Source organism: Streptomyces sp. NPDC059668 (assembly GCF_042734135.1).
In the GTDB taxonomy this organism is placed as follows: Bacteria; Actinomycetota; Actinomycetes; order Streptomycetales; family Streptomycetaceae; genus Streptomyces.
The window spans coordinates 80,578-102,962 of the sequence record NZ_JBHWEL010000016.1 but is presented as its reverse complement, the minus strand read 5'-3'; the positions used below and the strand labels follow the sequence as shown (position 1 = coordinate 102,962).

The 22,385-nt window shown below is 71.2% G+C and carries 23 protein-coding genes and 1 pseudogene; 10 read left to right on the top strand and 14 right to left on the bottom strand.

Annotation, left to right across the window (positions count from 1 at the left end):
- Positions 1-29 precede the first annotated feature (29 nt).
- On the bottom strand, positions 30-1,460 hold the full coding sequence (locus ACFV2J_RS15000; RefSeq protein WP_385081944.1) for an FAD-binding protein: 1,431 nt from the start codon (positions 1,458-1,460) through the stop codon (positions 30-32).
- Between the two features lie 142 nt (positions 1,461-1,602).
- On the opposite strand from ACFV2J_RS15000, the gene ACFV2J_RS14995 reads away from it, so the two are divergent.
- The 4 genes and pseudogenes from ACFV2J_RS14995 to ACFV2J_RS14980 all read left to right on the top strand — a co-directional run bounded on the left by ACFV2J_RS14995 (position 1,603) and on the right by ACFV2J_RS14980 (position 4,253).
- Complete coding sequence (locus ACFV2J_RS14995; RefSeq protein WP_385438909.1) at positions 1,603-2,109, top strand: phosphatase PAP2 family protein; 507 nt, start codon at positions 1,603-1,605, stop codon at positions 2,107-2,109.
- On the top strand, positions 2,102-3,043 hold the full coding sequence (locus ACFV2J_RS14990) for a decaprenyl-phosphate phosphoribosyltransferase (RefSeq protein WP_385438906.1): 942 nt from the start codon (positions 2,102-2,104) through the stop codon (positions 3,041-3,043). Before ACFV2J_RS14995 ends, ACFV2J_RS14990 begins: the two co-directional genes overlap by 8 nt.
- 59 nt (positions 3,044-3,102) lie before the next feature.
- Positions 3,103-3,255: pseudogene (locus tag ACFV2J_RS14985) on the top strand (GtrA family protein); the annotation flags it as partial.
- Positions 3,243-4,253 (top strand): YihY/virulence factor BrkB family protein, encoded by a 1,011-nt coding sequence (locus ACFV2J_RS14980; RefSeq protein ID WP_385081939.1) that lies wholly within the window; start codon positions 3,243-3,245, stop codon positions 4,251-4,253. The pseudogene ACFV2J_RS14985 and the gene ACFV2J_RS14980, both read left to right, overlap by 13 nt.
- Here the strand turns inward: ACFV2J_RS14980 and ACFV2J_RS14975 are convergent.
- Positions 4,207-5,493, bottom strand: coding sequence for a D-alanyl-D-alanine carboxypeptidase family protein (locus tag ACFV2J_RS14975; protein ID WP_385081938.1), 1,287 nt, complete (start codon positions 5,491-5,493; stop codon positions 4,207-4,209). The two genes, ACFV2J_RS14980 and ACFV2J_RS14975, sit on opposite strands and share 47 nt — an antisense overlap.
- A 91-nt stretch (positions 5,494-5,584) precedes the next feature.
- On the opposite strand from ACFV2J_RS14975, the gene ACFV2J_RS14970 reads away from it, so the two are divergent.
- Positions 5,585-5,827 carry an SCO4848 family membrane protein gene (locus ACFV2J_RS14970; RefSeq protein WP_261994617.1) on the top strand — a complete coding sequence of 81 codons (243 nt, stop codon included), beginning with the start codon at positions 5,585-5,587 and terminating at the stop codon, positions 5,825-5,827.
- 19 nt (positions 5,828-5,846) lie between these two features.
- Complete coding sequence (locus tag ACFV2J_RS14965; protein WP_385438901.1) at positions 5,847-7,196, top strand: metallophosphoesterase; 1,350 nt, start codon at positions 5,847-5,849, stop codon at positions 7,194-7,196.
- 25 nt (positions 7,197-7,221) lie between these two features.
- Here the strand turns inward: ACFV2J_RS14965 and ACFV2J_RS14960 are convergent, their stop codons facing one another.
- The 3 genes from ACFV2J_RS14960 to ACFV2J_RS14950 all read right to left on the bottom strand — a co-directional run bounded on the left by ACFV2J_RS14960 (position 7,222) and on the right by ACFV2J_RS14950 (position 12,007).
- Entirely contained in the window at positions 7,222-9,696 is a 2,475-nt protein-coding gene (locus ACFV2J_RS14960) for a sulfatase-like hydrolase/transferase (protein WP_385438898.1), read from the bottom strand.
- A 155-nt stretch (positions 9,697-9,851) separates the two neighbouring features.
- On the bottom strand, positions 9,852-11,321 hold the full coding sequence (locus ACFV2J_RS14955; RefSeq protein ID WP_385081935.1) for a sensor histidine kinase: 1,470 nt from the start codon (positions 11,319-11,321) through the stop codon (positions 9,852-9,854).
- A complete protein-coding gene (locus ACFV2J_RS14950; protein ID WP_385081934.1) occupies positions 11,318-12,007 on the bottom strand; it encodes a response regulator transcription factor in 690 nt (229 codons plus the stop codon). Before ACFV2J_RS14950 ends, ACFV2J_RS14955 begins: the two co-directional genes overlap by 4 nt.
- Before the next feature lie 162 nt (positions 12,008-12,169).
- Between ACFV2J_RS14950 and ACFV2J_RS14945 the strand changes: the two genes are divergently transcribed.
- Complete coding sequence (locus ACFV2J_RS14945; RefSeq protein ID WP_385081971.1) at positions 12,170-14,581, top strand: MMPL family transporter; 2,412 nt, start codon at positions 12,170-12,172, stop codon at positions 14,579-14,581.
- On the opposite strand, the gene ACFV2J_RS14940 is transcribed toward ACFV2J_RS14945, so the two are convergent.
- From ACFV2J_RS14940 to ACFV2J_RS14920, 5 genes are all read right to left on the bottom strand, one after another.
- Positions 14,574-14,720: a hypothetical protein gene (locus ACFV2J_RS14940; RefSeq protein WP_385081932.1), complete on the bottom strand. Its 147-nt coding sequence runs from the start codon at positions 14,718-14,720 to the stop codon at positions 14,574-14,576. The genes ACFV2J_RS14945 and ACFV2J_RS14940 overlap by 8 nt on opposite strands.
- A gap of 18 nt (positions 14,721-14,738) precedes the next feature.
- Positions 14,739-15,530, bottom strand: coding sequence for a TetR/AcrR family transcriptional regulator (locus tag ACFV2J_RS14935; RefSeq protein WP_385081931.1), 792 nt, complete (start codon positions 15,528-15,530; stop codon positions 14,739-14,741).
- A gap of 4 nt (positions 15,531-15,534) precedes the next feature.
- Positions 15,535-16,044: a thiol-disulfide oxidoreductase DCC family protein gene (locus ACFV2J_RS14930; protein WP_385438893.1), complete on the bottom strand. Its 510-nt coding sequence runs from the start codon at positions 16,042-16,044 to the stop codon at positions 15,535-15,537.
- 5 nt (positions 16,045-16,049) lie between these two features.
- Complete coding sequence (locus ACFV2J_RS14925; protein ID WP_385081929.1) at positions 16,050-16,457, bottom strand: hypothetical protein; 408 nt, start codon at positions 16,455-16,457, stop codon at positions 16,050-16,052.
- A 215-nt stretch (positions 16,458-16,672) separates the two neighbouring features.
- The gene (locus tag ACFV2J_RS14920) at positions 16,673-17,083 is read right to left on the bottom strand and encodes a VOC family protein (RefSeq protein WP_385081928.1); all 411 of its coding nucleotides are present in this window, start codon (positions 17,081-17,083) and stop codon (positions 16,673-16,675) included.
- Positions 17,084-17,347: 264 nt separating this feature from the next.
- Here ACFV2J_RS14920 and ACFV2J_RS14915 point away from each other — a divergent pair, with 264 nt between their 5' ends.
- The 3 genes from ACFV2J_RS14915 (at position 17,348) to ACFV2J_RS14905 (ending at position 18,719) form a co-directional block, all read left to right on the top strand.
- A complete protein-coding gene (locus ACFV2J_RS14915) occupies positions 17,348-17,818 on the top strand; it encodes a TM2 domain-containing protein (RefSeq protein WP_385081926.1) in 471 nt (156 codons plus the stop codon).
- A complete protein-coding gene (locus tag ACFV2J_RS14910) occupies positions 17,811-18,218 on the top strand; it encodes a DUF2752 domain-containing protein (RefSeq protein WP_385081925.1) in 408 nt (135 codons plus the stop codon). Before ACFV2J_RS14915 ends, ACFV2J_RS14910 begins: the two co-directional genes overlap by 8 nt.
- 237 nt (positions 18,219-18,455) lie before the next feature.
- Complete coding sequence (locus ACFV2J_RS14905) at positions 18,456-18,719, top strand: TM2 domain-containing protein (protein WP_385081924.1); 264 nt, start codon at positions 18,456-18,458, stop codon at positions 18,717-18,719.
- Between the two features lie 67 nt (positions 18,720-18,786).
- On the opposite strand, the gene ACFV2J_RS14900 is transcribed toward ACFV2J_RS14905, so the two are convergent.
- The 4 genes from ACFV2J_RS14900 to sdhC are packed head-to-tail and all read right to left on the bottom strand — an operon-like array spanning position 18,787 to position 22,222.
- Positions 18,787-19,566 (bottom strand): succinate dehydrogenase iron-sulfur subunit, encoded by a 780-nt coding sequence (locus ACFV2J_RS14900; protein WP_356797264.1) that lies wholly within the window; start codon positions 19,564-19,566, stop codon positions 18,787-18,789.
- The gene (sdhA, locus tag ACFV2J_RS14895) at positions 19,566-21,320 is read right to left on the bottom strand and encodes a succinate dehydrogenase flavoprotein subunit (protein ID WP_385081923.1); all 1,755 of its coding nucleotides are present in this window, start codon (positions 21,318-21,320) and stop codon (positions 19,566-19,568) included. The genes ACFV2J_RS14900 and sdhA overlap by 1 nt, the downstream gene beginning before the upstream one ends.
- A gap of 24 nt (positions 21,321-21,344) precedes the next feature.
- On the bottom strand, positions 21,345-21,836 hold the full coding sequence (locus ACFV2J_RS14890; RefSeq protein WP_148010138.1) for a succinate dehydrogenase hydrophobic membrane anchor subunit: 492 nt from the start codon (positions 21,834-21,836) through the stop codon (positions 21,345-21,347).
- A gap of 5 nt (positions 21,837-21,841) precedes the next feature.
- On the bottom strand, positions 21,842-22,222 hold the full coding sequence (gene sdhC, locus ACFV2J_RS14885; protein ID WP_148010139.1) for a succinate dehydrogenase, cytochrome b556 subunit: 381 nt from the start codon (positions 22,220-22,222) through the stop codon (positions 21,842-21,844).
- Between the last annotated feature and the right edge of the window lie 163 nt (positions 22,223-22,385).

Here is a 22,385-nt window from a genome sequence, read left to right as displayed (position 1 = left end):
GGTGGGGGCGTGGGGCGGCGTGCGGTCGCTCAGAGTCCGAGCCGGCGGGACAGGTCCGAGGTGAACACGCCGCCGGGGTCCAACTCGGCGCGCAGCCGCCGGAACTCGGCCAGCCGCGGGTACATCCGGCCGAGCAGCTCGGGCCGCAGCCGTGCGTCCTTGGCGAGGTAGACGCGCCCGTCCGCCCCGGCCACCTCCTCGTCCAGTCCGTCGAGGAAGGTGTCGAGTCCGGGCAGGTTCGCGGGGATGTCCAGGGCGAGGGTCCAGCCGGGCATCGGGAAGGACAGCCAGCCGGGGTCGGCCGTTCCGAAGCGCTTGAGGACGGCGAGGAAGGAGGCGCAGCCGCGCTCCGAGACGCGCCGCACGATCCGGCGCAGGGTCTCCTCCCGGCCGTGTCCGACGACGAACTGGTACTGCACGAAGCCGGCGCGTCCGTAGATCCGGTTCCAGTGCGGCACCCCGTCGAGGGGGTGGAAGAAGGCGGGGATCGTCTGCAGTTCCCTGGTGCGCGCGCGGGGCGCCCTGCGGTACCAGAGCTCGTTGAAGAGGCCGACCGTGGTGGGGCCGAGCAGCCCCTCCGGTACGAAGGCGGGCGCGGCCGGAAGCCGGCGGGGGCGGAACGCGAGGGGCCGTCTGCGCGCGCGGGCGGGCAGGGCGTCGAGGGGCGCGTGCTCGCCCCGGGTGAGGACCGCGCGTCCCGTCGACCGGCCGCGCGCGAGCAGGTCGATCCAGGCGACCGAGTAGCGGTGGCGGTGGTCGGTGGCGGTGAGGCGGGCCATCAGGTCGTCCAGGTCCGCCGCGCGTTCGGTGTCGACGGACATCAGCGAGGTCTCCACGGGCAGGAGCCGGACGGTCGCCGAAAGGATCACGCCGGTCAGGCCCATGCCGCCGGTGGTGGCGTCGAAGAGGGGGCTGCCGCGGTCCACGGTGCGGATCCCGCCGTCCGCGGTCAGCAGGTCGAAGGAGAGCACATGGCGGGAGAAGGAGCCCGCGCCGTGGTGGTTCTTGCCGTGGATGTCCGCGCCGATCGCCCCGCCGACCGTGACGTGGCGGGTGCCGGGCGTGACCGGTACGAACCAGCCGAGCGGGAGCAGGACCTCCATCAGCCGGTGCAGACTCACCCCGGCGTCGCACAGCACGGTGCCGCAGACGGCGTCGACGGTGTGGACGCGGTCCAGGCCCGTCATGTCGAGCACGGCCCCGCCCGCGTTCTGCGCCGCGTCGCCGTACGCACGGCCCAGCCCCCGTGCGATGCCCCCGCGCGCCCCGCACATGCGGACCGCGGCCGCCGCCTCCGCGTAGCTGCGCGGGCGGACCAGCCGCGCGGCGGTGGGGGCGGTGCGGCCCCAGCCCGTGACGGAGACGGTCTCGGTCGTGACGGGGACGGAGACGCGCCGGGGGGCGGGAGGGGGAGCGGAGCCGGTGTCGGAGCCGGCGTCGGCGGCGGTGTCGGCAGGCATGACCGTGACCGTATCGCCGAAAAAGGTGCATAACACCCCGCTCTCCCTGGTGCCAACGGCTCCTCACCGAAATGGGTGATTAATGAGATGTCATCACTGATTGCCGTAATTCTTCGGTCACTCTCTAGAAGAGTGAGATCACATGGACGACCTTGACGACATGGACCGCCGGCTGCTGTCGGCATTCCACGCGTGCGGCACGGATCCACGGGTGGCGGCGGTCGCGCGCGCCCTGTCCTGGAGCGGGGAGCACGGCGCGCTGTGGCTGGCGGCCGGGCTCACGGGGGCGGCCGTCGACCGGGGGCGGCGCGGCGCGTGGCTGCGCGGCACCGCGCTCACCGGTACCGCGCACCTCGCCAGCATGGGCCTGAAACGGATCGTGCGCCGTCCGCGCCCCGCGCACCTCGCACCCCTGGTCCGTACGGCCGGACGTCACTCGTTCCCCAGCTCGCACGCCACCTCGGCGACGGCCGCCGCGGTGGCGTTCGGACGGCTCGGCGCCCGGGTGGTACCGCCGCTCGCCGCCGCCATGTGCGTCTCACGGCTGGTCGCCGGCGTCCACTACCCCTCCGACGTCGTCGCGGGCGTGGTCCTCGGAGCCCTGACGGCCTGGCTGGGCGTCCAGGGGACGGAGACCGGTCATGGCTGAGCGCACGGTGCTCCTGGAGCACCGCGGCACCCCGCCCGTGCCCGCGCGCACCGGGAGCCTCGCGCTCGGCCTGCTGAAGACCGCCCGCCCCCGTCAATGGGTGAAGAACCTGCTGGTGGCGGCGGCTCCGGCGGCCGCGGGGCAGCTCTTCTCCCGGCACGCGCTGACCCAACTCGCCCTCGTCTTCGTCCTGTTCACGGCCTGCGCCGCCGCCGTGTACCTGATCAACGACGCTCGGGACGCCGTCGCCGACCGTGCCCACCCGGTCAAACGCCGCCGCCCGGTGGCCGCCGGTCAGGTCCCGGTCAGGGTCGCCTACGGCGTCGGGGGCGTCCTCGCCGTCCTCGGCCCCGCCCTCGCCGCCTGGCTGTCCTCCCCGGTCACCGCGGCGCTGCTGACCGCCTACCTCGGCATGCAGCTGGCCTACTGCGTCAGCCTCAAGCACGTCCTGGTCGTGGATCTCGTCGTGGTGACGACCGGATTCCTGATGCGGGCGATGATCGGCGGCCTCGCCCTCGGCATCCCGCTCTCGCGCTGGTTTCTGATCACCACGGGCTTCGGCGCGCTCTTCATGGTGTCGGCGAAACGATACTCCGAGGCTGTCCAGATGGCGGGGAAGGCGGGGGTCACCCGCGCGCTCCTCACCGAGTACACCACCGGCTACCTGCGCTTCGTCTGGCAGCTGGCGGCCGGGGTCTCCGTCCTCGGCTACTGCCTGTGGGCCCTCGAAGGCGGCGGCGTGCCCGGTGCCGGTGCGCTGCCCTGGCGCCAGCTGTCGATGGTCGCCTTCATCCTCGCCGTCCTGCGGTACGCGGTCTTCGCCGACCGGGGCACCGCCGGCGAACCCGAGGACGTCGTGCTGCGCGACCGGCCGCTCGCCCTCATCGGCCTGGTGTGGCTCGCGATGTACGGCCTCGCGGTCGTGAAGTGGTGACTCCGGCCCGGCGCGCCGCGGCCCCCCGGCTCACCCGGGAACCGCGCGGCGTCGCCACCGTCGGCCACCACGCCCTCGGACTCACCTCGCACCGCGCCGACACCGCCCCGGGAGCGGGGATCGGCATGGCGTCCGCCACTGTCCTGCGATTTCGGGGTACCCGGACATTGGTTTCCCGAGGCGAGGGCAGATTCGGATCATGGACTGGCTGAGCAAGCTCCCCGGCGTGGGCCCTTTGGTCATCCGCCTGATGGCCACGCACGCATGGCGGTCGTACGAACGGCTGGACCGGGTGAAGTGGACGCGGCTCGCCGCCGCGATGACCTTCGTCAGTTTCGTGGCGCTCTTCCCGCTGCTGACCGTCGCCGCCGCGGTCGGCGCCGCCACGCTCAGCGTCCATCAGCAGAAACAGCTCCAGGACAAGATCGCCGAGCAGGTGCCGGGGATCTCCGACCAGCTGGACATCAACACGCTGGTGCAGAACGCGGGCACGATCGGCGTCATCGCGGGCGCCGTCCTGCTGCTCACCGGCATCGGCTGGGTCGGCCAGATGCGGGACTGTCTGCGCGCGGTCTGGGAGCTGCCCGACAGCGAGGAGAACCCCCTGCTGCGCAAGCTCGTGGACGGCGGCGTCCTCGTCGGGCTCGGCGGCGCGGTGCTCGTCACGGTCGGCGCCTCGGCCGCCGCCTCCACGACGGTCGGCTGGACGGCCCGGCTGTTCGGCGTCGACAAGGACGGCTGGGGCGGGGGGCTGCTCCAGGCCGCAGCGTTCGGCGTCGCCGTGCTCGCCGACTTCCTGCTGCTCCTGTACCTGCTGACCCTGCTGCCCGGCGTCGAACCGTCCCGTCGCCGGCTCGTCGTCGCGGCCCTCATCGGCGCCGCGGGGTTCGAACTGCTCAAGCTGCTGCTCAGCAGTTACATGAGGGGCATCGCGTCGAAGAGCATGTACGGCGCCTTCGGGGTGCCCGTCGCGCTGCTGCTCTGGATCAACTTCACCGCGAAACTGCTCCTGTTCTGCGCGTCCTGGACGGCGACGGAGCACGAGGAGCCGGAGCACGAGGACCAGGGGTCCGAGGAGCCGGAGCCCGGGGAACCGGAGCCCGGGGCCGGCACACGCGCCGGCCCCGCGGCCGACGCACCGGGCGGCCCCGGGACCGAAGGGGTCAGCGGCGCCGGCGCATCAGGTCCGGCAGCGGCCACCGCCGGTTGACCAGGAAGGCGCTGCCTGCCAGCAGCACGAGGAGACCGCCGGCGACGGCCAGCGCGATCCCGACCCCGCTCGAACCGTCCTTGGCGCCCGCGGAGGCGGCCACCGGCGCCGTCGATCCCCGGCCCGTGCCGGACGCGGCGGACGGGGCGCCGGCCGACGGGTCCGAGCCCGCCTGCGTACTGGTGTCCGCGCTCTTCGGCGGTACCAGCTCACCCACCGGCGTGACCTTGTCCGCGGCCTTGAAGCCCCAGTCGAGCAGCTGCGCGGCCTCCTTGTAGACCTCGTTGTGCTCGTGCTTCTCCGGGTTCATCACGGTGACCAGCAGCACTTTGCCGTTGCGTTCGGCGACACCGGTGAAGGTCGCCCCCGCGTTGGTGGTGTTGCCGTTCTTCACGCCCGCGATGCCCTGGTACGTGGAGATGTCGCTGTCTCCGGTCAGCAGCCGGTTGGTGTTCTGGATCTCGAAGGACTCACGGTTGGTCTTGCCCTTCTTGTCCTTCTTCGTCTCGCCGGGGAACTTCGCCCGCACCGTCGAGCAGTACTCCCGGAAGTCCTTCTTCTGTAGTCCCGAACGGGCGAACAGGGTCAGGTCGTACGCCGAGGACACCTGGCCCTTCTCGTCGTAGCCGTCGGGGGTGACCACGTGCGTGTCCAGGGCCTGAAGGTCGTCGGCGTGCGTCTGCATCTCCGTGACCGTCTGCGCGACGCCGCCGTTCATCGCGGACAGCACGTGCACGGCGTCGTTGCCCGAGCGCAGGAACACCCCGAGCCACAGGTCGTGCACCGTGTAGGTCTCGTTCTCCTTTATCCCCACCAGGCTGGAGCCCGCGCCGAGTTCCGCGAGGTCGGTGACGGCGACCTTGTGCCGCTCGGTCCGGGGGAACTTCGGCAGCAGCGTGTCGGCGAAGAGCATCTTCAGGGTGCTCGCCGGGGGCAGTCGCCAGTGCGCGTTGTGCGCGGCCAGGACGGCCCCGGACTCGGCGTCGGTGACGATCCAGGAGCGCGCGGTGACGTCCTTCGGCAGCACGGGGGCGCCGCTGCCCAGGTCGGCCTGGGTCCCGGGCAGGCCGAGCCGAGCGCCGCCCACCGTCGACATGTTCGCCGGGGGTGTGGCGCTCGGCGACGGCGAGGCCGACGGCTTGTCGGCGGCCAGGACCGGAGCGGCGGTCAGCGAAAGGGACAACAGAGTGGCTGATGTGACCAACAACGATCGGTTGATGGTCTTCTTGAAGGCGGGCACGGTCGAGAAAGTACAGGGCTCCGGCGGTGAAGTCCTCTCACCCTGCCCACCCCGGCCACGGGTGACGACCGATGGCGGCGATACTGGACCCATGAAGCTCAGCCGCCCCGTCTCCTGGTTCCTGCTCGCCTTCGGGGTGTGGAGCTGGATCATCTGGATCACTTTCGTCAAGAACCTGTGGAAGGACGGCAGCGGGCTCGCGTTCGACGACGCGGGGGATCCGACGGCGTACTTCTGGGTCCATCTGACGCTCGCCGTGGTCTCCTTTGTTCTGGGGACGGTCGTCGGGGCCATCGGGTTCCGCGGGCTGCGCGCCTTGCGACAGACGTCATAGCGGCGGGGGACACGCGGCCGTGGTCATCGTCTTCCTGCTGGTGGGTCTGGCGGTCCTGACCGCCTTCGCGGGTCTGCACCGGTACCTGTGGCGCCGTCTGGTGCGCGACACGACGTCCGGTCCGGGGCTCGCGCGCCGCGCGGGCACCGTGGCCTTCGTCGCCGGCCCCGTACTGATGGTCGGCGCGGTCGCCGCGGAACGCGGGGGAGCGCCCTTCTGGCTCCAGCGGACGCTGGCCTGGCCCGGCTTCCTGTGGATGGCACTTGCCCTCTACCTGCTGCTCGCGGTCGTGGCGGGCGAGGCCGTACGGCCCCTGGTGGCACGGCTCGTGCGGCGGCGGACCGCCGACGGGCCGGTGGCGCCGCGCGCCGTCGTGGGGGCGGCGACGGGACCCGGCACCCCTCCCGGCCCGGCCACGGAGCCTCTCGCCCCGGCCGGCCCGCGGGAAGCCGGTGCCGGCACGCGGGCCGCCACGCCCGGACGGCCCGACGCCCCCGCACGGGCGGCGGCGGGTGCGGGACGGGCGGACGGCGTCGCGCCGGGACCGTCGCGGCGGCTCTTCGTCTCGCGGGCCGTGGGCGGGACCGCCGCCGCCGTCGCCGTGGGAACCGTCGGGTACGGCACCTACGGCGTCCTGCGCGGGCCCCGCGTGAAGCGGGTGACCGTACCGCTGGCCAGGCTGCCCCGGTCCGCGCACGGCTTCCGGATCGCCGTCGTCAGCGACATCCACCTCGGGCCCGTCCTCGGCCGGGACTTCTGCCGGCGGGTCGTCGACACGATCAACTCGACGCAGCCCGACCTGATCGCGGTGGTCGGGGACCTGGTCGACGGCAGCGTGAAGAACCTGGGACCGGCCGCCGCGCCCCTCGCGGGACTGCGGGCGCGGCACGGCTCGTACTTCGTCACCGGCAACCACGAGTACTACTCGGGCGCCGCGCAGTGGGTCGCGGAAGTACGCGAACTGGGGCTGCGTCCGCTGGAGAACGCGCGGACGGAACTGGCCGGATTCGACCTCGCCGGGGTCAACGACGTGGCCGGCGAGAGCGAGGGGCACGGCCCCGACTTCGGCAGGGCGCTGGACGGCCGGGACACCTCACGGGCCGTGGTGCTGCTCGCGCACCAGCCGGTCCAGATCCACGACGCCGTACGCCACGGTGTCGACCTCCAGCTCTCCGGACACACCCACGGGGGCCAGCTCTGGCCCGGGAACTACGTCGCCGAGCTCGCCAACCCCACCGTCGCGGGCCTCGAACGGTACGGCGACACACAGTTGTACGTCTCCCGGGGTGCGGGAGCCTGGGGGCCGCCGACCCGGGTGGGAGCGCCCTCGGACATCACGATCGTGGAGCTGGCCTCCCGGCAGGCCTGAGCGACGGCTTCCGGCGCCGGCCGGCTCACGGGGCCGGAGTCGAGCCGTACGCGGTCATGAAGCGGTCGCGGAAGGAACTCATCTTCCAGACCGGGGCGTTGTGCTCGGGCTGGAGACCGTCCGTCCACCCCCAGTCGGCGATCTTGTCCAGGACCTTCGGGTCCTTGGCGACGATCGACACCGGCACGTCCCGGCTGGCGTGGTTGCCGCTGACCCGGGCGATGGGCTGGTGGTCACCGAGGAAGATCAGCACGGTGTTCTTGTCGCCGTACTTCACCAGGTAGTTGATCAGGCTCGACACCGAGTACTGGATGGACTTGCCGTACTCCTGCTTCGATTTCGCGGAGTCGGTGATGATGTCGGCGGGCTTCTTGCCGGCCTTCTCGATGGCGTCGTAGACCGAGCCGTCGCCGACCTGGTCCTGCGGTACCAGCTCGGGGATCGGCGCCCAGGGCTGGTGGCTGGAGGTCAGGATGATCTCCGACATCAGCGGCTTGTCGTGCTTCTTGCCGTGCACCAGGCGCTCGAACGCGGTCAGCGCGTACTGGTCGGGCATCGTCGACCAGCTGAACTTCGGGCCCTTGTAGCCGAGCTTGTGGGAGTCGTAGACCTTGTCGAGGCCGTAGAACTTGGACTCGGGCCAGGCCTTCTGGACGCCCGGCATGACACCGACGGTGTCCCAGCCGCCCGACTTCTTGAAGGCCTTGGTGAGGGTCAGGTGCTCGCCCGCCGTGACGGTGCGGTACCGCTGCTGGTTGCTGATCCACAGGCCCGACAGGAACGTGGAGTGGCCCAGCCAGCTGCTTCCGCCGTACGTCGCCGAGGTCAGCCAGCCGCTCTTCGCCGCGAACCCGGCCTTGACCAGCTTCTGGTTCTCGGCCGTGAGGGTCGCGTCCACCCCCGGCGCCATGACCGGGTCCTCGATCGCGCTGCGGCCGTAGCTCTCGATGAAGGTGATCATCATGTCCTTGCCGCGCAGGTCCGTCAGGAGCTGGTCCGGCGGGGTGTTGGCGAAGGCGTCCTTCTTCGCGAACTTGGCGAACGCCGCCTCGTCCCGCAGGGTCGCCTGCACCCGCTTGGTGCGGTCCTCGACGGACTTGGCCGTGCGGTCGGAGGCGACCGGCACGCCGGTGAACTGCACGCCGAGCGCCGCGCAGGCGATCCAGACGGTGCCGAGCACCAGGGTCGAGCGGGTGGCCGTCGCGGTGTGGCGGGACAGCAGGCCGGCCAGCCGGACGACCGCCAGCGACATGACGGCGAGCAGGACGATCACGAACAGCACCAGGGCGACGACGATGCCGAGCGTCGCCTGCTTGCCCATCGTGTCCTGGAGATAGGCCTGGGCGTCGCCGAACAGCGCCCAGTCGAGGACGAGGTTGAACCCCCGCCCGAGGTATTCGTTGAAGCCGATGTCGAGGAGGTTCAGGATGGTCAGCGCGCCCAGGGCCAGGCCGGCGACCGCCGCCACCACCAGCCGGGGCCTGCGGGGCAGGACGATCAGCACGGCGGCGCCGAAGATCGCTTCGACCGGGATGCGGACGAACTCGCCGGGCCGGAAGCCGGCGCTGCTGTTCGGCATGAGCAGCGCGAACAGCACGAGCACGGCGGCGAGACCGGTGGTGGTCCAGGTCAGGGCCCGCGCCGCGGCAGGGTGCTTCGCCCGCCACCCCCGCCACCGACGCCACCGGCCCTTGACCGGAGGCGATCCGGCCGTGCTTTCCCCTCCGGGGGCGACGGGTTCGGCGGTCTCCGGGGACCCGGCGGTCTCCGGGGGGCCGGCGGGTTCGGAGTGGTCCGTGGGGCCTGCGGTTTCCGCGGGTTCGCCGTGGTCCGTGGGCCCGGCGTCCTCCGTGGGTACGGCGTGGTCCGTGGGGCTTGCTGTTTCCGCGGGTTCGGCGTGGTCCGTGGGTCCGGAGTCCTCCGTGGGTACCGCGTGCTCCGGGGACGCGGCGTCTTCCGTGAGTTCGGCCGCTTCCGCGGCTTCAGCCGCTTCCACCGCCTCGGCAGGTTCCGAGGATTCGGCGGCGGTGGCGGTGGTCTTCGCGGCCTCGGGGGAGTCGACGGGTTCGGCCGTTCCGGCGGGCGCGGTGACCTCGGCGGAGCCTTCGGGTTCGACCGCTTCGGGGGAGTCGGCGGCCGCGGCGGCCCGCGCGGGCTCGGCAGAGCCGGCGCGTTCGGGAGAGCCGGCGCGTTCGGGAGAGCCGGCGCGTTCGGGAGAGCCGGCGGGTTCGGCGGCGTCGGAACGGTCGGCGGGTTCGGCGGCGTCGGAACGGTCGGCGGGTTCGGCGGCGTCGGAACGGTCGGCGGGTTCGGCGGCGTCGGAACGGTCGGCGGGTTCGGCAGCGTCGGAACGGTCGACGGATTCAGCGGCGTCGGAACGGTCGACGGATTCGGCGTCCACGGCGGCGGGCGCGTCCGGCGTGCGGGTCTGCTGCGGGCGCGCCTCTTCGGGCGTCTCGTCCGTGTCCGGCAGCTGTCGAGAGCTCGTGTTGAACGACAACCCGAAGGTCCTTCCGTGCGAAGCCCGGTGGTGGCGCGGCGGACCGTGCCGAAGAGGCCGGGCCGTCCGCTTCTGTGTACGGCACCACGGCGGGCCGTGTTCAATGCCCTGGGTCTGCTTATGTTCAAGGGCACCACCGCAGATGTTCAAGCAGGTCAGCGCGCAGGCAGGGTCACGGTCACGGCGAGCCCCTCGCCCGGTGCCGTGCGCACCGCCACATCACCCCCGTGAGCCGTCACCACCCCCTGCACGATCGCCATCCCCAGACCGCTGCCCGCACCGCCCCCCGCCCGGAAGAACCGGTCGAAGATGCGGGCCGCGTCGTCCTCGGCGAGCCCCGGACCCTGGTCCGCGACACACAGCCGTACGACCCCGTCCGCGCGCTCCAGACCGAGCCGCACCGGCACCTCGGCGGGCGTGTGCGTACGGACGTTGGCCACCAGGTTGCCCAGGACCTGCCGCAGCCCCGATTCGTCGGCGAGCACCAGCAGGGTGCCGTCCGCGCCCACCGTCACCGGCCGTCCCGGCTGCTGGGCGCGCAGATCCTCGGCGGCGTCCCGTACCAGCCGGCTCAGGTCGACGTTCCTGAACCGCAGCTCCGGCCGCTGGTCGAGCCGGGCCAGGGTGAGCAGCTCGTCCACCAGCCGCCCCATCCGGTCGGCCTCTGCGTTCATCCGGTCCCAGGCCCGCCGGCGCTCGGCCGGCTCGCTCAGCATCCCCTTGTCGTACAGCTGGAGGTAGCCGCGGATCGCGGCCAGCGGCGTGCGCAGCTCGTGCGAGGCGTCGCCGACGAACCGCCGCAGCTGGGCGGCGCTGCGCTCACGCGTCCGGTAGGCCGATTCGACCTGCTGGAGCATGGAGTTGAGGGCCAGCCGCAGCTGTTCGACCTCCTGGGTCGGATGATGGCTGGAGGGCACGCGACGCGTCAGGTCCCCCTCGGCGATCGCCGACGAGGTCTCCACCATGTCCTCCAGCGGCCGCAGCCGACGGCTCACGCTGAGCATGGTCAGGACCGCGAGCAGCGTCAGCAGCAGGGTCCCCACGGCGAGGTCGAGCCGGAGGGCCTTGGCTATGCCCTTGTGGAGCGCGTCGGTGGAGGTGGCGAGCAGCACGTAGGTGCCGTCGGCGAGCCGCGCCCCGGTCGTACGGTAGGCGGCGCCGTGCACCGTGATGTCGTGCAGTGCCCCGCCGCGGACGAGGGCGCGCGGGTCGTCCACCGCGGCGACCAGTGCGCGCTGGGTGCCGGTCGGCTTGAACCCGCCGATGCTGAGCGGCTGCCCCCGGCCGTCCACCGCCGCGAAGATCGAGTCCGGCTGCGGGGAGCCGTCCGGGCGGGGGGTCAGGTGGTTGCGGACGAAGGACAGCGCGGTCAGTGAGTCGATCTGGTGCAGCGTGAGCTGGGAACCGGTCAGCGAGTCCCGCGTCTTGACCAGCTCCGCGTCGACCTGGTCGATCAGGTAGTGCCGCATGCCCATCAGGCTGACGGCGGTCGCCACGATGATGCCCAGGGCCAGCAGGGCCACGTTGGCGAGCGTCAGCTTGCCGCGCAGTGAGTGGATCCCGTGATGGCGGCGGGGGCGCCGGATGCCCGCCCGGGCCGAGAGGACGCGGTCCGGGAGCCTCATGCGAGCCCGTACCCGACTCCCCGCCGGGTCTGGATGACCGGCGGTCCGAGGGGTTCGAGCTTGCGCCGCAGATAGCTGATGTAGGTCTCCACGACGGTCGACTCGGCCGGGTGCTCGTACTGCCACACGTGCCTCAGGAGCTGTTCCTTGGGCACGATCCGGCCGCCGTTGCGCACCAGGAAGCGCAGCAGCGCGTACTCGGTCGGGGTCAGTTCCACGGTCCGCTCGCCGCGGTGCACGGAGTACGTCGTCTCGTCCAGCTCCAGTTCGCCGTAGCGCAGCGGCGGGCGCTGCGGCAGGACGTCGGCGGGGCGGGTGCGGCGCAGGACGGCGGTGATACGGGCGACGACCTCGTCGATGTTGAACGGTTTGGTGATGTAGTCGTCGCCGAAGCCGAGCGCGCCCACGATCTCCGCGGGGGCGTCCCGGGCGGTGAGGAAGACGACCGCCAGATCGGGCTGCCGTACGCGCAGTTCACGGCCCAGGGCCCGGCCGTCGCCGTCCGGCAGCATCACGTCGAGCAGGGCCGCGTCGGGCCGGGTGCGCTCGGCGAGCGTGAGTGCCCGGCGGACGGTGCCCGCGGTCATGACCTCGAAGCGGTGGTAGCGCAGGGCGATCGCGAGGACGTCCGCGATGCTCGGCTCGTCCTCGACGACGAGGACGGTGGCACCCTCATGAGCGGTCATGCCCTCAGTATCCGCGTGCCCGTCGCGCCGGGGGGCGGCTCCCGCCTTGGAGTTCCTTGAGAGTCATGGGCAGGTCGTTCATCGCGCGAGCACGCCGGTCGATGGTTCTTCCAGGACCTGGGGGACCGACCGACCGACTAAGGAGCGTTGAGCGTGGCGACATTGGCACGGTGGTGCTATCGGCACCGGCTGGTGGTCCTGTTGTTGTGGGTGGGGGCGCTGCTCGGACTGGGGGCCGCGGCGTCCACCGCGGGAACGGACTACGCGAACGTGTTCTCCCTGCCCGACACGGACTCCAAGCGCGCGTACGACCTGATGGAGAAGGCCTTCCCGGACCGCGCGGGCGACACCGACACGGTGGTGTGGAAGGTCGACGCGGGTACGGTCCGGGACCCGGCCGTACGCTCCCGGATCCAGCCGGTGCTCGAGAAGATCGGCGGCATGAAGGGGGTCGGCGGCGTCACCAGCCCGTACACGGGCGCGCAGGGCGCGGCGCAGATCAGCGCGGACGGGCGGATCGCCTACGCCCAGGTCACCTTCGCCGAGCAGGCCAACGCCGTGCCCAAGGAGCTGGTGCAGAGCGTCGTCGACACGGCGCAGGGCGCCGATCGCGCCGGTCTGCGGGTGGCCCTGGGCGGCCAGGCGATCCAGCGGGTCCAGGAACCGCCCACCGGGCTCGCCGAGATGGTCGGCATCCTGGCCGCGGCCGTCGTCCTCTTCCTCGCCTTCGGCTCGCTCTTCGCGATGCTGCTCCCGCTCGGCATCGCGATCTTCGGCGTGGGCACCGGGCTGTTCTCCACGCAGCTGATCAGCCATGTCACGGACGTGCCCGACCTGGCTCCGCTGCTCGCCACCCTGATCGGGCTCGGCGTCGGCATCGACTACGCGCTGTTCATCGTCACCCGGCACCGGCGCGGCATCCTGCGCGGCGCGGACCCCGAGGAGTCGGCGGTCACGGCGCTCAACACGTCGGGGCGGGCCGTGCTGTTCGCGGGCGGCACGGTGTGCATCGCGCTGGCCGGGATGCTCGTGACCAACCTGCGTTTCCTGGACGGCGTGGTCATCGGCACCTCGCTGACGGTCGTGTTCAGCGTGCTCGCGGCGGTCACGCTGCTGCCGGCGCTGCTCGGTTTCCTCGGTCCGCGGGTGCTCAGCCGCCGACAGCGGCGCAAGCTGGCCGCCGAGGGCGGCCGTGAGCCGGAGTCCGCGAGCGGTCCGGCCGCGCGCTGGTCGGCGGGCGTGCAGAAACGTCCGCGGACGATCGCCGCGGTGGCCGTGGTCGTCATGGCGGTGCTCGCGCTGCCCGTGCTGTCGCTGCGGCTCGGTGCCACCGACCAGGGCAACGACGACGCGACCACGACGACGCGGAAGGCGTACGACCTGCTCGCGGAGGGCTTCGGGCCCGGCTTCAACGGCCCGCTCCAGGTGGTCTCGTCCGGCGGTGACACGGACGCGCTCGTGCGGAACATCCGCGCGACCGACGGTGTCGCCCGGGTCGCCGCGCTGCCGCCCGCCGGGGGCGTCACGGTGATCCAGGTCGTGCCGACCACCTCGCCGCAGTCCGAGAAGACGGACCGGCTCATCGACGCCCTGCGCGACAGGGCGATCCCGGACGCGGGCGTCCAGGCCCACGTGGGCGGTGTGACGGCGATCTCCAAGGACTTCTCCACGGTGACCGGGGACCGCCTCCCGCTGTTCATCGCGACCATCATCGGCCTCGGCTTCCTGCTGCTGATGGTCGCGTTCCGCTCCCTGGTGGTGCCGCTGACGGCCGCCGTGATGAACCTGATCGCGGCCGCCGCGTCCTTCGGTGTCCTCGTCGCGGTGTTCCAGTGGGGCTGGGGTCTGGACCTGCTGGGCCTCGGCAAGGAGGGGCCGATCAACGCCTTCCTGCCGGTCATCATGCTCTCGCTGCTCTTCGGCCTGTCGATGGACTACCAGGTGTTCCTGGTGAGCCGGATGCACGAGGAGTGGGTGCACACCAGGGACAACGCGCGGGCGGTGCGGGTCGGTCTCGCGGAGACCAGCCGGGTCATCAACTCCGCGGCCCTGATCATGGTCTGTGTCTTCCTGGCCTTCGTCCTGAGCGGCGACTCGGGGGCGGCGATGGCGGGCGTCGGTCTGGCGGCGGCGGTCGCGCTCGACGCGTTCATCCTCCGGACGGCGCTGGTGCCGGCCGCGATGCATCTGCTCGGCAACTCCAACTGGTGGCTGCCGGCCGGGCTCGACAAGCGGCTGCCGCACCTGGCGGTGGAACCGGCGGAGGAGGCCGAGCCGGTGCCGGTGCCCGCGCAGGGCGGAGCGACGGCCGTCCACGGCTTCGTGCGCGACGCGACGGGCGAACCCCTCGACGGGGCGGTCGTCACGCTGCTCTCCAAGGGCGGGCGCCAGCTGGACCGGGTGACGTCACTGGCCGACGGCTCGTACATCGTCTCGGTGCCGGCCCCGGGGACGTACCTCCTGGCGGCGACGGCACCCTCGTACGCGGCCCGTGCCGGTCATGTGCTGGTGGGCGGCGAACCGCTGGTGTACGACGTGGAGTTGTCGGAGGACGAGGTCGACGCGGTCAACTAGCCGTGGACCGGCCTGCCTTCAGGATCTCGTCGACGTCCGGGGCCACCTTGGCGCCGATCGAGTCGGGCAGCACGGCGAGTTCCCCGGGGGCGTGGACGCGATGACCCGCGTACTCGTCCCCGAGGGGCTCGGCCAGCACGTGGAGCCGCTGGTGTGATCACTCGGTCCGCGCCTTGACCGCCGGATCGGGGAGCAGCCTCGTCATCCCCGGCAGGAAGTCCGTGAACAGCTCGTGCACCTCGTGGACGAGCGGTCGCAGCACCCGGAAGCGGGCCAGTGCGACACCCCGGGTGGTGAGCCGGGCGCCGCGCTCGGCGAGCCGGTAGCTGCGCTCGCGTCCCTCCGTGCGGTCGAAGACCCAGTACAGGACGAGCCCCATCTGCGACAGCCACATCAGCTCGGGGAGCACGTCCCGCAGCTCCTCGGGGACCTTCGCCTTCGACCCCGCGAGCACCTTCCGGTGCAGGGCGATGGACTCCTCGCGCGGTCCGGCCGACTCGGGCGAGAAGGGGCTGAGCGGGCTGTCGGGATCGGCGGCGTTCTTGAAGAACTGCGCCGCGAACTCGTGGTACGGCTCCGCCACGTCCAGCCATGCCTTCAGCACGCCCGCGATCCGCGCCTCCAGATCCTTCTCGCGTTCCAGGACCGGCCGGACCGCCACCTGGTGCTCGGCGCCGATCCGGTCGTAGAAGCCCTGGATCAGGTGCTCCTTGCCGGCGAAGTAGTAGTACGCGTTGCCGACCGAGACCCCGGCCTCCTTGGCGATGGCCCGCATGGTCGTCTTGTCGTACCCCCGCTCCTGGAACAGCCGGAGAGCCGTCTCCAGGATCAGGGCGCGGGTCTGCTCGCTCTTGGCGGGGCCTTTGTCCGGGCTCTGGTCCGGGCTCTGGTCCGGGCCCTCGGAGTCCTTGCCGGGGCCGGGGTCCTCTGTCGGTGCTGGCACGGTCATGAGCCTAACGAGTGGAACAGGTGCCGCCGTCACAGCCGGGAGGGTTGTACAGCCATCCGACGGTCGGCTCGTACACCCAGCCGTCGTCCCGCCGGTAGGCCTGCCCGCCCCATCCCTCGGGGCGGCGGTGGCCCGCGCGCCACTTGGCGGCGGCGAGCATCGCGCCCCTCGCGAGCAGGGCACCCGCCGGGGTGCTCAGCCGGTGCGCGAGCGCCCGGTACTCGCGCAGCGCCCACAGGCAGACGACCCAGGCGGCCGCCCCCCGGTAGACCTGGCCGGCGTCGCCCACGACGGTGATCTCGTCGAGGGTGGCCCGGTGGTCGAGGGCCGGGAAGAGCCCTCGGGCCTCTTCGGAGGTGGCCGGCACCAGCCGCAGCGGAACCAGCTGGGACTGTTTCGCCAGCCAGTCGCGCAGGAAGGCGCACAGCGAGCACCGCGCGTCGTAGAGAACGGTGAGCCCGCGGACCGGGACGCGCGCGGCGTCCCGGTCCAGGGTGCCCTGGGAGGCGGCCACCGGGGTCACACCCCGGCCGGGGGCGCGATCCAGTCCGTCGGCCCGACGGGCGGCAGCTGCTCCCGCTCCATCACGCCCCGCCGGCGGATCCTGTTGAGCACGTACACGTTGCCGAGGTGCATGACGCCGAGCACGAGCAGGACGACGCCGAGCTTGGTCGACAGGGCCTCGAAGACCCCGCGGGCGTTCTCGATCTCGTCGTCCCCGTTCAGGTAGAGCGCGACGAAGCCCAGGTTGACCAGGTAGAAGCCCACCACCAGCAGGTGGTTGACGGCTTCGGCGAGCTTCTCGTTCCCGTGCAGCACGTCGGCGAGGAAGATCCGTCCGTTGTGGCTCAGAGTGCGCGCCACCCAGACCGTCAGCGCGATGCTGACCAGCAGATAGATGACGTACGCGACGACCGTGAGGTCCATGTCCCCACCCCTTCTTGAACGCGTTCAAAACGCTGTCGAGCAGAAATGTAGACCTGCTTTTGAACATGTTCAAGTCAGGGGGATGGGTGTGCCCGGCGTCACGCCCGGCGCCCTCTCCCCGCACGCCCCGCGCCGCCCGCCGCCCGCGCGGCGGTGCTTGGTGCCGGGCAGGGCGACGTGTGCGGGCGGGGCGGCGCGTACGGGCGGGGCGGCGCTCAGGGGCGGCGGGCGAGTTCGGGCCGCTTGGTGTAGTCCGTGAAGCCGATGACGTTGCCCCAGGGGTCGGCGATCTCGACGGTCCTGCCGGTGGCGACCGTGAACACGGGGGCGAGCGGAGGGATGCCGGCGGCGGCCAGCGCGGCGGCCGTGGCCCGCGCGTCCCGGACCTCCAGCCACACCCGTGCCGGGGCCCACACCGGCGGCCGCGGACCGAGTCCGTCCTCCAGGCGCAGCAGCAGCCCCGGAGTCTCCTTGCCCACCTTCAGCAGGGCGATCCCGGCCTCGTCGAGGCGGAACGCCACCGGGAACCCGGCCTGTTCGTAGAAGCTCACCGCCGCGCCGAGGTCACCCACCGGCAGCAGTACGTTGTCGAGGCCGAGCAGCTCATGTGACACGTCATCTGACATGCCGTCAGATTAGGTGTTCGTCCGCCTTCGGCCGCGGGGGCTGACCGTGGGGGTCACTCGTTGGGCCGAGACCCGGCCTCCGCGCCGGTGGCGCCCCGCCCCGCCCGCGGGCGGGGAAACGGTGACGGGACGAGGCCGTCGCCGGCGTGTGGACAAACCCACTTCTCCGTCCGGGGTTTCCTGCTGCAAGATGGCGTGACTCATTTCCGACTTTCGTACGTGAGTCCATCGTCCCCACGCACGCGCCTACCAGGAGCCAGCACCTTGACCGATCAGCCGCAGCAGCCGCAGCAGCCCCCGAACCAGCCGCCCGGCTACGGCTATCCGCACGCCGGCGCGACTCCGCCCGGCGGCCCCGGCCCGTACGGCCCCGGACAGCAGGGCCCCGGACAGCAGGGCCCCTACCAGCAGCCGGGGCCCTACGGGTACGCGCAGCCCGGCGGCTACCCGATGGGCGCCGTTCCGCCCGGCACGTACACCGGTGACCCGAACGCGCCGTACGGCTACGACCCCTACGGCCGCCCGTACTCGGAGAAGTCGAAGATCGTCGCCGGTGTCCTCCAGCTCACCCTGGGCAGCCTCGGCATCGGGCGGTTCTACATGGGCAGTGTCGGCATCGGCATCGCCCAGCTCCTCACCTGCGGGGGCCTCGGTATATGGGCCCTGATCGACGGGATCATGCTGCTCACGGGCAGCAGCGCCACGGACTCCGAAGGCCGGGTCCTGCGTGGCTGATTCCGTCGCGGCGCGCGGGGTCGCGCTGCGGCACCCGGCGGCGGCACCCCTCGCGGTGCTCGCCGCCGGGGCGGCCGGGGCGGGCTATCTGTACGTCACCGACCCGCACGAGCCCGGCCATGTCCTGCCCAGGTGCCCGTTCCGTCTGGTCACCGGGCAGCTCTGCCCGGCCTGCGGCGGCACCCGCATGGTGTACGACCTGATGCACGGTCACCTCGCCGGGGCCTGGCTGGACAACAGGGCGCTGTTGCTCGCCTCGCCGTTCGCCCTCGCGCTGCTCGCGCGCTGGGCCTGGGAGGGGCTGCGCGGACGCCGCTGGAGGCCCGAACTGAAGCCGCGCACGCAGGCGTTGATCCTCGTCGTGGCGGTGGCGTGGACGGTGGCCCGCAACCTCGTCTAGGGCGTGGGCGCGGCGGCGGTTCGATCGAGGGACCGCGAGTGGCCGGAATATGATCACGGGATGGGAACGATTGATCTATTTCTCTCCCCTTGAGGTCATTGATCTCCGTACGCTCCCACGGCACAGGGGGGATGGCGTGCACGTGATCCATGGGGGATCTCTGCCATGAGGTCCCTCCTGGACTCCGGCCGGAGCGCTTTGCTCCGGTTGTATTTCAGCCATCCAGGAGCAGCTTTCATGACCGTCCCCACCCCTGACGCCCCCTACGGTTACGACCCGCAGGGCCGTCCCTACTCCGACAAGTCCAAGATCGTCGCGGGCGTCCTCCAGCTCTTCCTGGGCGGATTCGGCGTCGGCCGCTTCTACGTCGGTTCCACCGGCGTGGCCCTCGGCCAGCTCTTCACCTGCGGCGGCCTCGGCATCTGGGCCCTGGTCGACGCGATCCTGTTCTTCACGAGCAACGACCGCACCGACAAGCAGGGACGCGTACTGCGCGGCTGACGACGGCAGGCACGACGAAGGGCCCCGCTCCGGGAAGGAGGGGGGCCCTTCGGGCAGTGTCGGCGGATCAGAAGCGACGCGTGATCAGCGCGCGCTTGACCTCCTGGATCGCCTTCGTGACCTCGATACCGCGCGGGCAGGCGTCCGTGCAGTTGAACGTGGTGCGGCAACGCCACACGCCGTCCTTGTCGTTGAGGATCTCCAGGCGCTGCTCGCCCGCTTCGTCACGGCTGTCGAAGATGAAGCGGTGCGCGTTCACGATCGCGGCCGGGCCGAAGTACTGGCCGTCGTTCCAGAACACCGGGCAGGACGACGTGCACGCCGCGCAGAGGATGCACTTGGTGGTGTCGTCGAAGCGCTCGCGGTCCTCGGCGCTCTGCAGACGCTCGCGCGTCGGCTCGTTGGTGTCCTTCGTGATGAGGAAGGGCATCACGTCGCGGTACGCCTGGAAGAACGGGTCCATGTCGACCACGAGGTCCTTCAGGACCGTCAGGCCCTTGATGGCCTCGACCGTGATCGGCTTCTCGGGGTTGATGTCCTTGATCAGCGTCTTGCAGGCAAGACGGTTCTTGCCGTTGATCCGCATGGCGTCCGAACCGCAGATGCCGTGCGCGCAGGACCGGCGGAACGTGAGCGTGCCGTCCTGGTCCCACTTGATCTTGTGCAGCGCGTCGAGGACACGCTCCTTCGGGTCGATCTCCAGCTGGAAGTCTTCCCAGACCGCGTCCGCCGAGACCTCGGGGTTGAAGCGGCGGATGCGGAAGGTGGCGGTGATGTACGGCGAGTCGGCGAAGCCCGCCTCGGGCTGGCCGGCGCTGTCCGCCTTGTCGAGAGTCGGGGTAGCCATCAGTACTTACGCTCCATCGGCTGGTAGCGGGTCTGGACGACCGGCTTGTAGTCGAGACGGATGGACTCGGTGCCGTCGTCGCCGACCTCGCGGTACGCCATGGTGTGGCGCATGAAGTTGACGTCGTCGCGGTTCGGGTAGTCCTCGCGGTAGTGACCGCCGCGGGACTCCTTGCGGGCGAGCGCGGAGACGGCCATGACCTCGGCCAGGTCGAGCAGGTTGCCCAGCTCGATGGCCTCGAGGAGGTCCGTGTTGAACCGCTTGCCCTTGTCCTGGATCGCGACGTTGCGGTAGCGCTCGCGCAGCTCCGCGATCTTCTCGACCGCCGTCTTGATCGTCTGCTCGGTGCGGAACACCATCACGTTGGCGTCCATGCACTCCTGCAGTTCGAGGCGGAGGGCCGCGACCCGCTCGGTGCCGGTGGAGTCGCGCAGCCGCTCGACCTGGGCGACGACCTGCGAGGCCGGGTTCTCCGGCAGTTCGACGTAGTCGGCCTTCGCCGAGTACTCGGCCGCGGCGATGCCCGCGCGGCGCCCGAACACGTTGATGTCCAGGAGCGAGTTCGTGCCGAGACGGTTGGCGCCGTGCACGGACACGCAGGCGACCTCGCCGGCCGCGTACAGGCCCGGGACGACCGTGGTGTTGTCGCTCAGCACCTCACCCTGGACGTTCGTCGGGATGCCGCCCATCGCGTAGTGCGCGGTGGGCTGGATCGGGATCGGGTCCGTGTAGGGCTCGATGCCGAGGTACGTACGGGCGAACTCGGTGATGTCGGGGAGCTTCGCGTCGAGCTGCTCCGGCGGGAGGTGCGTGAGGTCGAGGTAGACGTGGTCGCCCTCGGGACCGCAGCCGCGGCCCTCACGGATCTCCGTGTAGATGGAGCGGGACACGACGTCACGGGACGCGAGGTCCTTCATGACCGGCGCGTACTTCTCCATGAAGCGCTCGCCGTCCTTGTTGCGCAGGATGCCGCCCTCACCGCGGGCGCCCTCCGTCAGCAGGATGCCCATGCGCCAGATGCCGGTCGGGTGGAACTGGAAGAACTCCATGTCCTCCAGCGGCAGTCCGCGACGGTAGACCGCCGCCTGACCGTCACCCGTCAGGGTGTGCGCGTTGGACGTCACCTTGAAGAACTTGCCGGTACCGCCGGACGCGTAGATCACGGACTTCGCCTGGAAGACGTGGATCTCGCCGGTCGCCAGCTCGTACGCGACCACGCCGGCCGAGCGCTTCACGCCGTCGACCTCGGTGATGAGCTGGTCGAGCACGTAGAACTCGTTGAAGAACTCCACGCCCTCCTTGACGCAGTTCTGGTACAGCGTCTGGAGGATCATGTGGCCGGTGCGGTCCGCGGCGTAGCAGGACCGGCGGACCGGGGCCTCGCCGTGGTTGCGGGAGTGACCGCCGAAACGGCGCTGGTCGATCCGGCCCTCGGGCGTCCGGTTGAACGGCAGGCCCATCTTCTCCAGGTCGAGGACCGAGTCGATGGCCTCCTTCGCCAGGATCTCGGCGGCGTCCTGGTCGACCAGGTAGTCACCGCCCTTGACGGTGTCGAAGGTGTGCCACTCCCAGTTGTCCTCCTCCACGTTGGCCAGCGCGGCGGCCATGCCGCCCTGCGCCGCGCCCGTGTGGGAGCGGGTGGGGTAGAGCTTCGTCAGCACGGCGGTGCGGCTGCGCTTCGTCGCCTCGATGGCGGCGCGCATGCCGGCGCCGCCGGCGCCGACGATGACGGTGTCGTACTTGTGGATCTGCATGAGTCGGTTACCTCAGCCCCGTGCCTAGCGGATGTTCGGGTCGAAGGTGAAGATCACCAGCGTGCCCAGCAGGATGGTGAACACCGTCGCGGTGTAGAGCAGGCCCTTGAGCCACAGGCGGGTGTTCGCGCGCTCGGCGTAGTCGTTGATGACCGTGCGCAGGCCGTTGGCGCCGTGCAGCATGGCGAGCCACAGCATCGCGAGGTCCCAGGCCTGCCACCACGGGGACGCCCAGCGGCCCGCGACGAACGCGAAGCCGATCTTGGAGACACCGCCGTCGAGGACGAGCTGGATGAGCAGGTGGCCGAGGACCAGGACGACGAGGACGATGCCGGACAGGCGCATGAAGAGCCAGCCGTACATCTCGAAATTGCCGCGCGTGGACTTCGGGGTCTTCTTGGTGCGCTTGCGGGGGGCCTCGATGAGCGGCGCCGGGTTGTCGACGCCGTACGCCGAGAACGCGCCCGCGCCCTCGACGGGTCCGATACCGGAAGCGGCGGTCTCTGTGGTGGACATCTGCGTCAGCTCCCGAAGACTTCGCGGAATGCGTGCCCGAGGACGGGGTACAGCGCCCCGGCCATCAGCACGACCCAGATACCGACGACGGACCAGAGCATCTGCTTCTGGTAGCGCGGGCCCTTCGACCAGAAGTCGACGGCGATGACACGCAGGCCGTTGAGCGCGTGGAAGAGGATGGCGGCGACGAGGCCGTACTCCAACAGCGCGACGATCGGCGTCTTGTACGTGGACACGACCCTGTCGTAGTCCTCGGGGGAGACACGGACGAGAGCGGTGTCCAGCACGTGTACGAACAGGAAGAAGAAGATGAGGACGCCGGTGACTCGATGAGCCACCCAGGACCACATTCCTTCCCGGCCGCGGTACAGCGTTCCAGCCGGCACGGAAGAACCCTCCGGGAGCGGGGATTGGGGCCTGCCGGCTTCTGTGTCGGTCGGCCCGGCCGGGTACGGTCCACCGGCCCCGGCCATCGTAGCGACGACTTGTCGGAACGTTTACAGCGGCCCTATCTATGTGATCAAACTGGCAGACAATCAGGCACGGACG